The 13,149-nt window shown below is 38.6% G+C and carries 11 protein-coding genes; all 11 read left to right on the top strand.

The features are described from left to right. Window positions 1-9: 9 nt before the first annotated feature. The 11 genes from def (at window position 10) to B5D25_RS06300 (ending at window position 13,134) form a co-directional block, all read left to right on the top strand. On the top strand, window positions 10-528 hold the full coding sequence (gene def, locus B5D25_RS06350) for a peptide deformylase (protein ID WP_078787121.1): 519 nt from the start codon (window positions 10-12) through the stop codon (window positions 526-528). Window positions 529-600: 72 nt separating this feature from the next. Further along, on the top strand, window positions 601-1,542 hold the full coding sequence (gene fmt, locus B5D25_RS06345) for a methionyl-tRNA formyltransferase (protein ID WP_176755088.1): 942 nt from the start codon (window positions 601-603) through the stop codon (window positions 1,540-1,542). Between the two features lie 28 nt (window positions 1,543-1,570). Further along, window positions 1,571-2,971 (top strand): 16S rRNA (cytosine(967)-C(5))-methyltransferase RsmB, encoded by a 1,401-nt coding sequence (gene rsmB / locus B5D25_RS06340; protein WP_078787120.1) that lies wholly within the window; start codon window positions 1,571-1,573, stop codon window positions 2,969-2,971. Then, window positions 2,968-3,987 (top strand): dual-specificity RNA methyltransferase RlmN, encoded by a 1,020-nt coding sequence (gene rlmN, locus B5D25_RS06335; protein WP_078787119.1) that lies wholly within the window; start codon window positions 2,968-2,970, stop codon window positions 3,985-3,987. Before rsmB ends, rlmN begins: the two co-directional genes overlap by 4 nt. A gap of 18 nt (window positions 3,988-4,005) precedes the next feature. Continuing rightward, window positions 4,006-4,737 carry a Stp1/IreP family PP2C-type Ser/Thr phosphatase gene (locus B5D25_RS06330; RefSeq protein WP_078787118.1) on the top strand — a complete coding sequence of 244 codons (732 nt, stop codon included), beginning with the start codon at window positions 4,006-4,008 and terminating at the stop codon, window positions 4,735-4,737. Window positions 4,738-4,739: 2 nt separating this feature from the next. Continuing rightward, entirely contained in the window at window positions 4,740-7,058 is a 2,319-nt protein-coding gene (gene pknB, locus B5D25_RS06325) for a Stk1 family PASTA domain-containing Ser/Thr kinase (protein WP_078787117.1), read from the top strand. 12 nt (window positions 7,059-7,070) lie between these two features. Further along, window positions 7,071-7,952: a ribosome small subunit-dependent GTPase A gene (rsgA, locus tag B5D25_RS06320; RefSeq protein WP_078787116.1), complete on the top strand. Its 882-nt coding sequence runs from the start codon at window positions 7,071-7,073 to the stop codon at window positions 7,950-7,952. Further along, a complete protein-coding gene (gene rpe / locus B5D25_RS06315) occupies window positions 7,949-8,602 on the top strand; it encodes a ribulose-phosphate 3-epimerase (RefSeq protein ID WP_341443631.1) in 654 nt (217 codons plus the stop codon). The genes rsgA and rpe overlap by 4 nt, the downstream gene beginning before the upstream one ends. Before the next feature lie 5 nt (window positions 8,603-8,607). Next, window positions 8,608-9,291, top strand: coding sequence for a thiamine diphosphokinase (locus B5D25_RS06310; RefSeq protein WP_078787114.1), 684 nt, complete (start codon window positions 8,608-8,610; stop codon window positions 9,289-9,291). A 2-nt stretch (window positions 9,292-9,293) separates the two neighbouring features. Beyond that, entirely contained in the window at window positions 9,294-10,826 is a 1,533-nt protein-coding gene (locus B5D25_RS06305; RefSeq protein ID WP_078787113.1) for a sodium:solute symporter family transporter, read from the top strand. Between the two features lie 463 nt (window positions 10,827-11,289). Beyond that, window positions 11,290-13,134 (top strand): polymer-forming cytoskeletal protein, encoded by a 1,845-nt coding sequence (locus tag B5D25_RS06300; RefSeq protein ID WP_242870200.1) that lies wholly within the window; start codon window positions 11,290-11,292, stop codon window positions 13,132-13,134. Window positions 13,135-13,149 lie beyond the last annotated feature (15 nt).

Below are 13,149 nucleotides of genomic sequence, written 5' to 3'. Positions count from 1 at the left end.
AGTGTATTTATGGCTATCAGAAATATTCGCGTAGACGGCGATGAAATACTCAGAAAGAAATGTAAACCTGTAACAAAGATGAATGAGAGAACAAGAGAGCTTATAGATGATATGTTTGATACAATGTATGAATCAAACGGTGTCGGACTTGCAGCTCCACAGGTTGGTGTCCTTAAGAGGATAGTAGTTATAGATGTTATGGATGATAATCCGCTTGTACTTATCAATCCTGAAATCATTTCAAGTGAAGGTGAGCAGACAGGCGATGAAGGATGTCTCAGTCTTCCCGGACTTGCAGGTGAAGTAACAAGACCTATGAAGGTTGTCTGCAAGGCGTTTGATGAAGAAATGAATGAATTTACAGTTGAAGGTGAAGGACTTCTTGCAAGATGTATCTGTCACGAGCTTGACCACCTTGACGGTATACTTTATAAAGATAAAGTAATCGATGGTTTACATAGAGTTGATCTTCCTACTGAAGAGGATGATTCGGGAGAAGAACCTGAAGAAGATTTGGATGAAGAATGATAATGGATTCGGCAGCCTTATGACTGCCGAATTTTTGAGCACGGAAGTATTTTAAGAAAAGTGAGGCCGGTTATGGATAATAAAGATATAAAAGTTGTTTATATGGGAACACCGGAATTTGCGGTGAATGCGCTTAGAAGAATACATGAAGAGGGATATGACATAATAGGCTGCTTTACTCAGCCGGATAAGCAGAAGGGAAGAAGCAGTAAGCTTATTGCTCCTCCTGTTAAGGTATGTGCAGAAGAGTTCGGAATACTTGTATTTCAGCCTGAGAAGATCAGGGAAGAGGAATATGTTGAGAAGCTTAGAAGTCTTAATCCGGATGTGATAGTAGTTGCCGCTTTCGGACAGATACTTCCTGAAAGTATACTTAATATTCCTAAATACGGATGCATCAATATCCATGCTTCACTTCTTCCGAAGTATAGAGGTGCCGCACCGATTGAATGGGCTGTAATAGACGGCGAGAAAGAAACCGGTGTTACTACAATGTATATGGAGAAAGGCCTTGATACAGGCGATATGATAGAGAAGGCGGTAACTGAGATAGGAGCTGATGAAACAGCTGAAGAATTAAGAAGCCGTCTTGCTGATATGGGAGCTGAACTTATAATCAGCACTCTTAAAAATGTTATCAGCGGAAATTGCAGCAGGGAAAAACAGGATGATTCAAAGAGTAATTATGCTGTTATGCTGAAGAAGGAAATGGGTAAGGTTGACTGGAATGATCCGGCTGATAAGATAGAAAGACTTATCAGAGGACTTCAGCCATGGCCTGTTGTATATGCGACTCTTAATGATAAGAATCTCAAAATTTATGCTGCTTCTGTTGAAGGCGATAGAGACGGAGAACCGGGAGAGATTGTTGAAGTTACAAAGAAGAATTTTGTTGTAAAATGCGGTTCCGGATCTCTTAGGATTAAATCAGTCCAGCCGGAAGGAAAGAAGAGAATGGATTCTGTGGCATTTCTTAACGGGAACAAGATAGAGCCGGGAATGAAACTTGTGTAGATAGATTTTTGTATGAGGTATTAGTATAATGGCGGATAATGCTAGAGAGATAGTTCTGGATGTTCTTATTGATATAGACAGCAACGGTACATTTTCCAATATTGCGCTTGATAAAGCCCTTAGAAAGGTACAATTTGCTGAAAAGACAGAGAGAGCATATATTACAAGATCTGTAGAAGGCGTTACGGAAACAAGGCTTCTTCTTGATCATATTATTGGATTGTTTTCTAAAGTTAAATTAAATAAAATGCGTCCGCTTATACGAAATGTTATAAGACTCGGAACGTATGAAATGCTTTTCATGGATTCGGTTCCGATAAGAGCGACTATCAGTGAATGTGTAAAGATAGTTAAAAAACATAATATGATGAACCTCAGCGGATTTACCAATGCAATTCTTAGAAATATAAGCAGGAAGATTGTTGATACAGGTCTTGAAGATTATAAGGAAATGGCGGAAAGACTGGAAAAAATAGGCGAGATATTTGATATAAAAGATAAACATATCATTTACTCGGTGCCTAAGTGGCTTGAAGAATTCTTCAATGATAAGTTCGGAAAAGATAAAGCAAAACTTATTATGAGAGATTCATTCAGAGATAAAAAGCTTGTCATTCGCGCCAATACTTCTAAAATATCTGTCGATGAACTGACAGCTGTACTTAAAGAGAAAAATCTTGAAACTTCTCCGGGAAGATATTCAAAGAATTGTATCAGGATCGGAAATGTTGATTTTGTAAGAAGAATTCCGGGATATAAGGCTGGACTTTTTTCTGTACAGGCAGAGAGTTCCGCTTCGGCGGTGGAGGCTCTCGGTATAGAGAAAGACATGAAAGTACTGGATCTTTGTGCGGCTCCGGGAGGAAAGAGCTGTTATGCGGCTGAGCTTCTTAAAGGAACCGGAAAAGTTATTTCAAGAGATATTTCCGATGATAAGATTGAGATCATAAGTGACAATATTTCACGTCTCGAACTTGATAATGTTGAAGTTTTAACCGGCGACGCTACGGTTTTTGAGGAAAGTTATGAGGGACAGTTTGATGCTGTAATTGCAGATGTTCCATGCTCCGGCCTTGGTGTTATAGGCAAGAAAAATGATATTAAATACAGAGTTAAACCTGAAGATTTTGACAGCCTTACAGAGATATCGAGAGAGATACTTAAAAATGCAGTCAGATATCTTAAGGACGGCGGAAAACTTCTTTTTTCAACCTGTACCATAAATCCGGGGGAAAATGAAGTTATAGCGAAAGAACTTCTGGAATGCTATGGAGCGGACGGAGTTAAAGAAAAAGAATTAAATGACAGTTGCGGACTGAATGCGGATAATGGTTTTATACTTGAAAAGATATCAGAAAAAACCTTTATTCAGGGAATAGATGAGACTGATGGATTTTATTACGCTTTATTTAAGAAAAGGATGAAATGATGGATATAGCTTCAATGAATCTTGCTGAGTTAACTGAATATATTATAGGAAAGGGACTTCCGAAATTTCGTGCTAAGCAGATTTATGAATGGATGCATAAGAAATTTACATATGATCCTGAAAAGATGACCAATATTTCAAAGGATATAAGGAAGATGATCGAAAATGATCTTCCTGTCATCGAAGAAGAGACAAGGCTTGTTTCAAAAAGAGACGGAACCATTAAATTTCTTATGAAAATGCAGGACGGACAGATGATAGAGACTGTATTTATGAGATATCATCATGGTAATTCCGTATGTATCTCATCTCAGGCGGGATGCAGAATGGGATGCAGTTTCTGTGCATCAACAATCGGCGGATTAATAAGAAATCTTGCCCCTTCGGAAATGTTAATGCAGGTATATCATGCCATGGCAGTAACAGGAGAAAGGGTTTCAAATATAGTAGTTATGGGAACCGGTGAACCGATGGATAATTTTGATAATCTCCTTAAGTTCATCGAACTTATCACAAGTGAGGACGGATATAATCTCAGCGAAAGAGGTATAACTGTATCGAGCTGCGGAATCGTTCCAAAGATAAAAGAACTTGCGGATAAGAAGCTTCAGATCACATTTGCATTGTCACTTCATGCAACAACGGATGAAGAGAGAAAGAGTCTGATGCCGATAGCCAATCGCTACAGCATTTCAGAGACTATAGATGCATGCAGATATTATTTTGATCAGACGGGAAGAAGGGTTTCATTTGAATATAGTTTGGTTCACGGAGTTAATGATTCAACCCAGCATGCAGTGAGACTGGCAGGACTGATAAAGGGCTTAAATGCGCATGTTAATCTCATTCCTGTTAACCCGATAGAAGAGAAACATTACACGGCGAGCGGTGCGAAAGAAGTCGATAATTTTAAAAATACACTTGAAAAATATCGAATAAATGTTACTATTAGAAAAGGTATGGGCAGAGATATTGAAGCAGCCTGTGGCCAGTTAAGAAGAAAATATAATAGTTGATATATAGGAGTATGAAGTATGGCTTCATTTGGAAAGACTGATACCGGAATCAAACGCGACAGTAATCAAGACAGTATCTTCATGTGCGATTCGCAGGTAGGGCCTTTGCCAAATTTATATATAGTTGCAGATGGTATGGGAGGGCATGCAGCAGGTGATTTTGCGTCACAGTATGCGATAAGACTGGTTGTTGATTTTGTTAAGAAGTCTACGATTGAAAACCCGATATCGTTATTAAAGAGGGCTTTTGTATATGCCAGCAACGAGGTATATAAGGAGGCAGAGAAAGATAAATACAAAAATGGAATGGGTACAACCATGGTTGCTGCTGTTATCATTGGAAATGAGCTTTATATAGCCAATATCGGTGATAGTAGATTATATGTGATTGGTAATGAAGTTAAACAGATAACCATGGATCATTCTCTGGTTGAAGAGTTGATAAGGAACGGACAACTGGATCGTAAGAAGGGTAGAAATCATCCTGAGAAAAATATTATAACAAGAGCTATGGGCTCAAGGGATGAAGCTATGCCGGATTTCTTTCAGATTACTATAGATGAGAATGACAAAGTTCTTCTTTGTTCTGATGGTCTCTCAAATATGGTTGAAGATGACGAGATCATGGATATAGTGTGCGAGAATGATGATCTGGAGAGAATAGTTGATTCTCTTATCAGCAGGGCGAATTACTATGGTGGTAATGATAATATTTCGGTTATTGTCATTTCCGCGTCAAGTGAGGTATAGGAATGTTAAACCCAGGATTAATATTAGATGACAGATATGAGATAATTGAAGTCGTTGGAACCGGCGGAATGTCAACGGTATATAAGGCTAATGATCTGAGACTCAAGAGATTCGTTGCACTTAAGGTTTTAAAGTCAGAATTCAGTAATGATATAAATTTTGTTTCTAAATTCAGAGTGGAAGCTCAGGCTTCTGCAGCTCTTTCGCACCCAAATATTGTTAATGTTTACGATGTTTGTGAGGACGAAGGAAGATATTTTATAGTAATGGAGCTTGTAGATGGTATAACCCTTAAGGATTATATCAGGGAAGTGGGCAGACTGGATATGGATACTGCTATTGATTTTTCTATCCAGATTGCTTCAGGTCTTGCTGCAGCTCATGAAAATCATGTTATTCACAGAGATATCAAACCACAGAATATAATAGTCGGAACTAACGGAAGTCTTAAGGTTACTGATTTTGGTATTGCAAAAGCGGCAACCTCTAATACCATGTCTACAACCAACATGGGAAGTGTACATTATATTTCCCCTGAGCAGGCAAGAGGCGGCTACAGTGATGAAAGAAGTGATATTTATTCGCTTGGTATCACTATGTATGAGATGGTTACGGGACGTGTTCCTTTTGAGGGGGATACCAATGTTTCCATCGCCCTTATGCATATCCAGAATGAGATAGTTCCGCCTAGAAGACTTTATCCGGATATTTATTCAAGTCTTGAAAAGGTTATTCTTAAGGCTGTTCAGAAGAAGCCTGAAAGAAGATATCTTACTGCAAATGCTCTTATTGCAGATCTTAACAGAGTTAAAAATAATCCAAATATAGATATTATAGTGGCACCTTCTGTCGTTACAAATTCTCCTACAAGAGAATTTACAGAAAATGATATGGAAACTATCAAGAGAGAAAGCAACATGAAGAATGTTGATGATCTTGCATATCAGAACACAACTCTGATCGGACAGAACGGTTATCCAAAGAGCAGTACAGTTACTGTAGACAGAAGTAAGATTAATCAGCTTATAGATGATGAAGAAGATTATTATGATACTCCGGAACCTGTAAAGAAGAAGGGTATCAAGATAGTTGATGATGATTATGATGAAGACTATTCTGATGCAGGATATGTTGAAGAAGAGCCGGAAGAACCGGATGGTGACGGTATCGATCCAAAACTCGAGAAGATAGTAATGATAGCAGGTATCGGTGCGGCAGTTATTATCGCTGTTATCCTTTTCATTTTAGTCGGAAATGTTCTTGGATGGTTTAAATTCGGTAAGAGCTCTTCAAATCCAAAGCCAAAGGCAACTACCGAGGCGACAAGCGAAGAGAAAAAGAAGACATCCGAGAAGAATACAGAGAAGACAGAAGAACCTACAACAGAGAAGAAAGTTACCAAGAAGATGAAGAATGTTGTGGGACTTAAGTATGAAGCAGCTAAGTCTGAACTTGAAAAAGAAGGATTTACAAATGTTACATACGAAAGGGTAAATGATGATGATGTTCCTGAAGGCTATGTTGCAAAGCAGAGTGTTAAGGAAGCTGAAACAGTAGAAATTGATGCGAATATCGTTATTTATATAAGTGCAGGTGCGTCAGAGATAGCTGTTCCTGATGTAAAGGGATATTATATTGATGATGCTGACAGAGTACTTACTGATGCTGGTTTTGAAGTTACACATAGCTATGAATTAAGTGATTCCGTTGATAAGGATCATGTTATCGGAACAGAGCCTGGCGAGAATGCAAAGGCTGCTTCAGGAAGCACTATTAAGATCATAGTAAGTAACGGACCTAAGGAAATTCAGGTTCCAAACCTTAAGAATTCCAGCGAAGAATCAGCTATATCAATGCTTAGTTCTCTCGGACTTCAGACAGGTGAGATCACATATGAATCAAGCGATACAGTTCCTGAAGGACAGGTAATAAGCCAGACCGTGGATGCAGGTACAAGCGTTACTGAGGGAACACAGGTTGGATTTACTATAAGTCTTGGAAAAGCAACGAAGACATATACTGCAACTATTAGCGGAACTATCACACCTTATGATACTTCTACAGTTAATCAGTATATTAAGGAATCAGGCGGAACAGTACACCTTACTGTAAAATTCAACGCAGAAGGTGAAGGCGAAAAGGTTGTAGTCGATACTGATGTTGATTCTAAGGCATTCCCTTATAATGTTGAACAGTCATACAGTGGTCTTTCTTCAAATAAGGGTACTGTTATAGTACTTATCATTGATTCAAACGGTTCTGAGATTTCAGGAATGTTTGATACTGACAGTGTTAAGAGCGTTACTTACGATGTTGAATAAATGAGGTAATCCTTGAAGGGGAAGATTCTTAAAGGAATAGGCGGCTTTTACTATGTGGCTGCTGAAAATAATAAAATATACGAATGTAAAGCCAAAGGTGCTTTCAGGAATATGGGCATCAAACCATTGGTCGGGGATAATTGCGACATAACTATCCTCGACGATGATGTCTGCACCGGGAATATCGAGGCTATATTCGATAGAAAAAGTGAACTTATCCGCCCGGCGGCAGCTAATGCTGACCAGGCGGTTATAATTTTTGCTCTTACCAAACCTGAACCAAGTCTCGGACTTTTGGACAGATTCCTTGTATTAATGGCAAGAAGTAATGTTGAAACGATCATTTGTTTCAATAAAGAGGATTCTGCCGATGATGAAAAAGTTCAGACTCTGACAGGTATATACAGAGAAGCAGGTTACAGGGTGCTTACGGTATCTGCACATACGGGGAAAGGTGTAGATGAGCTCCGGAGCATTCTCGAAGGTAAAGAAACTATATTAGCCGGTCCTTCCGGCGTGGGAAAGTCATCAATGATCAATGCACTTATTCCGGAAGCTATGGCAGTTACCGGCGGTCTCAGTGAGAAGATTGCAAGGGGAAAAAATACAACCAGACATTCAGAACTAATTATGCTATCACCGGATACATTTATAATGGACACTCCGGGATTTAGTTCGATACATGTACCCGATATGGAAATGATCGATCTCAGAATGTCGTATCCCGATATTTCGGTATATGAGGGTGAATGTAGATTTGATGGGTGCAATCATATTAATGAACCCGGATGCAGAGTAAAGGAAGCTCTTGCAGACGGCGAGATCAGTGAAACAAGATATCTGAATTATAAATCTATATACGAAGAACTTCTTGACAGGAGGAAATGGAAATGAATTTATTTGCGCCGTCAATGTTGTCCATAGATTTTGGGAATGTTGAAAAAGGTATCAAGACATGTGTTAAAGCAGGGGCGGATTATATACATGTTGATGTAATGGATGGAAACTTCGTTCCGAATATTTCTTTCGGCCCACCGGTTATCAAGGCGGTGAAGAAAGCGGCAGGAAATGTTCCTCTTGATGTTCATGTTATGATGCTTGAACCAATACGTTTTATCGAACCCTTGAAGAAAGCAGGGGCTGATATGATTACCGTTCATTACGAAAGTGCGAGCGATATCAATGCAACTCTTGATGCTATAAAAAATGCCGGACTTAAAGTAGGTGTGGCAATCAAACCAAAGACTCCGTTAGATGCTATTTTAGATCTTTTGGATAAAGTTGATATGGTGCTTATCATGGCTGTTGAGCCGGGGTTCGGCGGACAGGTATTTATCGAGGACAGCTATGACAAGATACGTAACCTTAGAAATATTATAAATGAACGTAAGCTTGATATTGATATAGAGGTTGACGGCGGTATCAGAGAAGATAACCTGCAGAAGGTGCTTGATGCCGGTGCAAATGTAATTGTTGCGGGCTCAGCAGTATTTATAGGTGATATCGAAGAAAATATCAAAAAGTTCTTATCGGTGATGAGATAGATAATATGTATAAAAAAGTTATTGTTATCCTAGGTGGATCGGTGGATCCGTCATTTGTAAAAGAAGTATTGGATGATGCCGGAAAGCCATTTATAATTGCGGCTGATAAAGGGCTGGAAGTTTTATATAAGCTCTCTGTTATGCCGGACATTATACTTGGTGATTTTGATTCGGTGGATAATAGTATCCTGGAAGAATATAAGTCGGAGATCCTTACAAGATTTTCACCTGTGAAGGATTTTACCGACGGTGAAGCTGCGGTAGATAAAGCTATCGAAGTTGTATTAAGCCGGGGCGATCAGAATGAATCTGATATCCCGGAATCATCGGTTGTAATACTTGGTGCAACGGGAAGTCGTCTCGATCATGTACTTGCGAATATTTCCCTTTTAAAGAAGGCGGTTGACGCAGGTGTAAGAGCGGAGATAGTCGACAGGAATAACAAAATACGTATTTTTAATAATTTTGATTCGATAAAGGTCTTTAAGAATAATGGCAAAAAATATTTATCCCTTATGCCTTTGGGAGATAAAGTCACAGGGCTTACTCTCAGTGGTTTTAAGTATGGTGCGACAGATGCGGATCTTTATCAGGGGAGCAGTCTTGCTATATCCAATGAAATAACATCTGATTATGGAATGATCAGTTTTAAGGATGGATATTTGATCGTAATGGAGACTGATGATTAGATATGACAGCACTTTTGATTACAACAATTATATATCTTTCGACGCTGTTTATAATTGGTGCAGTTTATCTTGCTAAGATCAGAACATTAAATGAATTCTGCATCGGTGCGAGAAAAGTCAAAAGCGTTGATATAGGTTTTTCGGCCCAGATATCCGAGCTCGGAGTATTCATAGTTATCCTGATACCCGCAAATATTTATCTTATGGGTGTAGGTTCGGCATGGATAATCGCCGGTTTATTCCTGGGTGTCTTATTCACATGGTATCTCATGTCATATCGTCTAATGAGATATTCCAACAAATATAAAAATGCATATACACTTCCGGCATATTTCGGAAAAAGATACGGAAAAAGAAGCGATATACTTTCGGTTGCCTGCGCATCTATCAATATATTATTTGATATACTTATGTGCGCATCGCTTATAAGACTTCTGGCTATTATCACATCCGCTGTATTTGGCCTCAGTCTTAGATTCAATATAGTTATCATTTTCCTCACATGCATCGGTCTTGTGATGATAGGAGGATATTCCGGCAGTACAAAGATGAATTTTGTAAATGCCATACTTGTAATCATGGCGCTTCTTGTACTTCCGATAGTCTGTATGATACTTTTTAAAGCGGACGAACTTATCGTCGCGCTTATGAACAGTAGAGTATCAGGCGGTGTAACAAGATATCTTAACCTTATGGCTATTAAGGGGGATGATATCTCAATCATGAAGATACTGAGTCAGCTTTCCTGGGGACTTACTTTATTTGGCCTTCCGGGCATGATGGCGAAATTTATGTCTATTGATAAAGCGAGAACAGTTAAGCATGGCGGCAGAAATGCATATCTTATAACATTGTTTGCATTATTCTTTGCAACACTTAACGGGGTTTTGGTTAGAGCATTTATCTATCCGGTAATCCTTAGAAGTGACGGTTTTATGAATGTGCCGTCCTTAACTGTAAATAAACTTAAAAGCATGAGTATTGGATATCAGATTGCAGGAGGAATCCTCTTTGTAGGCATGATCGCTGCGGTTCTGGCTATGATCATTTCTAAGATGGCCTCAGGTTTTACGGTAATGTATTGTGATATTATCAAAATGAGGATACTTAAGAAATACAGGATAAAGAAAAATCTCCTTGCCATAAGGATAACGGCAGCAGGAGTGGGCGCTGTAATACTTGGACTTTCATTTGTTGAAATAGAGCCATATAAAGTCATCAGACTGCTGATAATATGTGCATCGGGATTCTTTGGTGCAGTAACACTTTTATCGCTGTATGATAAGAGAATGAATAAATACGGTTCACTTGCCGGAATGATATCAGGTTTATTCATATCGCTTTTCTGGAGTTTTATCGAAGTTATAAAATACGATGACGGATTACAGACTCTTGAAAATTATACAGGATTAAATGCGATAATACCTTCATTTGTGATATCGGTGATCGTGGCATTCATTGTTTCGCGATTAACACCTGATGTGACAGATAAAGTTAAAAGTGAATTTGACGAGGTTAAGAACAGAATCAGTTAAAACGGATTTCACGAAGTTGAGAACAGAATCAGTTAAAAACAGTAAAATTTTAATGAGACTAATAACAAATCGGTTGAAAAACAGTAAAATTTGCGAGAAAAATAAGTATTTTCTGTAATCTTTACAGAAACTTATTTATAGTGTCATACTTTGTTCATATTTGAGGTTTATATTTAAATCATAGTTTTTTTCATGATTCTCTCACAAATTTCTAGATAATATGTATTTTCGCGAGCCACTCTGTGTGATGCAGGGTGGTTCGTTTTTTATATCCTCCAAAAGAAGAATTTTTTTATGTTTAAGCACACTGAAAATTGGCGGTTTTACGGTGATGCATTGCCGGAAAAATAAAGCTGATTTATGTGCCATGTTCACACAACTTTTAATAAAAGTTATGTGGCGGTATATGTCTTCATGTGTTATAATACGACTTGATGTGTTTATTTTTTAGTGAGGATTTAATATGGGCTTAATAAAAAATTTCAAACGAGATTTTGCTCAGGCTGTAAATGAGCTTTTGCCTGAGGAAGATCAATCCGAAAAGAAGGATAAGAGAAAAAAGGATAAAAAAGAAAAAAAGAAAAAAGAGCAGAGTCCTGCAAGACCATATGAAGGTCAGTATAATACATCTGCCGATGCAGATGATCTGCAGGGTGAAACAGAAGAATTGGCAGTTAGTGATCCTCAGGAAAATAGTGGGGTTAAGGATGAGAATATCGTAAGTGATGACAGATTTGAGCAGAGTATTTCTGCAAATGAGAAGGCGACAGGTGATATTTATTCCGGAACAGAACGCACACTTGGGGGCGTAAATGAAGTTTTTGATGATGTAGAGTATCCGATTGATGATGGAGTTAAAGAGTCTCCAAATGTCTTCACAGCGGTTTCTGAGGCAATACTCAAAGAGGAAGCTGAAGAAGCTATGCAGAAGCTTAGAAGAAGAGCTGAGGATGACGGTATTATTACAGATGCTGAGTTAGATGCTCTTCCGGATGATCCGGCATATGATTATGACGAAAATCTTGACAGTGATGAATCTGTTATAGCAGATACTCTCAGCGGTTCAAAGATAGCTGACGATGATGAGCTTTATAAATATTCCGATTCAGAGCTCAGTGAGGTTCAGGAAGTAGCTTCGATCATCGATGAATATAATCCTGAAGACTACGAAGAGTCAGAAGAAACTTCGGAAGATAAATCGGGAGAAGTAGAAGTTGAGGTTATAAAACCTGAGAAAGATGCTTCGGATGATTATGCAGCTTCAGAAGAAGCTTCAGGCGTAGATGCAGGAGATGCTTCGGTGGATTCAGATGAGACAGGAATTTCAGATGATATATCAGATGTTGAAGCAGCAGATATTTCCGAAAATACAGAAGCTTCAGAAGAGCCGGATAATATTTCAGAAGAGTCATCAGTAAATGATGAAGAGTCTTCGGTAGAAGAAGTTTCAGACGTAGAAACAGGGGATGCTTCGGAAGGTACAGAATCTTCAGAAGAGAAGAATGTTGCCGACAGGGGTTCAGTTATTTATATCGGACCAAATGTAGACATTGACGACGAAAACACATCAGAAGATGAAACAATTGACGAAGAGATAGATAAAGTAAAATCCATAAGTGAAGGAGATGAAGACAGAGTGGCTGAGACAGAAAATGAAGTTGTAGAAAACATCAAAGAAGAGATAAATGATAATGTCAGTGCCGATGCACCTATCGATGCAGAGGAGTTAGCAGGCAGCATCACAGATGCAACCACATATATTACATCAGGAACAACCATTAAGGGTGATATAGAGACAGATGGTTCTCTTGATCTTATTGGAACTGTAAAAGGTAAGGTTACATGCGCAGGCAAGCTTATTGTCGGTGGAACGATCAGAGGTAATGTTAACGCCGGAGAGATATATGCAAGCCAGGCTAAGATAAGAGGCGAAGTTGTTTCAGAAGGCTCTATCAAGATTGGTGTAGGTTCTGTTATCGAAGGAAATGTCAAAGCTTCATCAGCTGTTATAGCCGGTGCTGTTAAGGGTGACATCGATGTAGACGGTCCTGTAATAATTGATTCAACAGCCATTGTCGTAGGTAATGTTAAGACAAGATCTGTTCAGGTCAACACAGGAGCAGTTATCCAGGGATTCTGTTCTCAGGGTTATGCTGAAGTTGATATTGATAATATTTTCACTAAAGACGAAGATGATAGTGCTGAAGTAAATGATTCGAGTGAAGCAGAAGATAATAATTACAATGCTTCAGAGAAGAAGAATAATCAGCAAAAGAATTACAATTCAAAAAACAATAAAAGAAAATAAAGATCTCAGGGAGAT

Source organism: Eubacterium ruminantium, assembly GCF_900167085.1.
GTDB classification, from domain to species: Bacteria; Bacillota; Clostridia; order Lachnospirales; family Lachnospiraceae; genus Eubacterium_Q; species Eubacterium_Q ruminantium.
Note: the sequence above shows the minus strand (reverse complement) of the source record. Positions and strands in the feature narration are given on the sequence as shown.

Bases quoted from the DNA above. Each gene is read 5' to 3' on its own strand.
- B5D25_RS06300 (WP_242870200.1), top strand. From the start codon at position 11,290: ATGGGCTTAATAAAAAATTTCAAACGAGATTTTGCTCAGGCTGTAAAT.
- B5D25_RS06310 (WP_078787114.1), top strand. From the start codon at position 8,608: ATGTATAAAAAAGTTATTGTTATCCTAGGTGGATCGGTGGATCCGTCA.
- B5D25_RS06305 (WP_078787113.1), top strand. From the start codon at position 9,294: ATGACAGCACTTTTGATTACAACAATTATATATCTTTCGACGCTGTTT.
- rsmB (WP_078787120.1), top strand. From the start codon at position 1,571: ATGGCGGATAATGCTAGAGAGATAGTTCTGGATGTTCTTATTGATATA.
- rlmN (WP_078787119.1), top strand. From the start codon at position 2,968: ATGATGGATATAGCTTCAATGAATCTTGCTGAGTTAACTGAATATATT.
- def (WP_078787121.1), top strand. From the start codon at position 10: ATGGCTATCAGAAATATTCGCGTAGACGGCGATGAAATACTCAGAAAG.
- fmt (WP_176755088.1), top strand. From the start codon at position 601: ATGGATAATAAAGATATAAAAGTTGTTTATATGGGAACACCGGAATTT.
- rpe (WP_341443631.1), top strand. From the start codon at position 7,949: ATGAATTTATTTGCGCCGTCAATGTTGTCCATAGATTTTGGGAATGTT.
- B5D25_RS06330 (WP_078787118.1), top strand. From the start codon at position 4,006: ATGGCTTCATTTGGAAAGACTGATACCGGAATCAAACGCGACAGTAAT.
- pknB (WP_078787117.1), top strand. From the start codon at position 4,740: ATGTTAAACCCAGGATTAATATTAGATGACAGATATGAGATAATTGAA.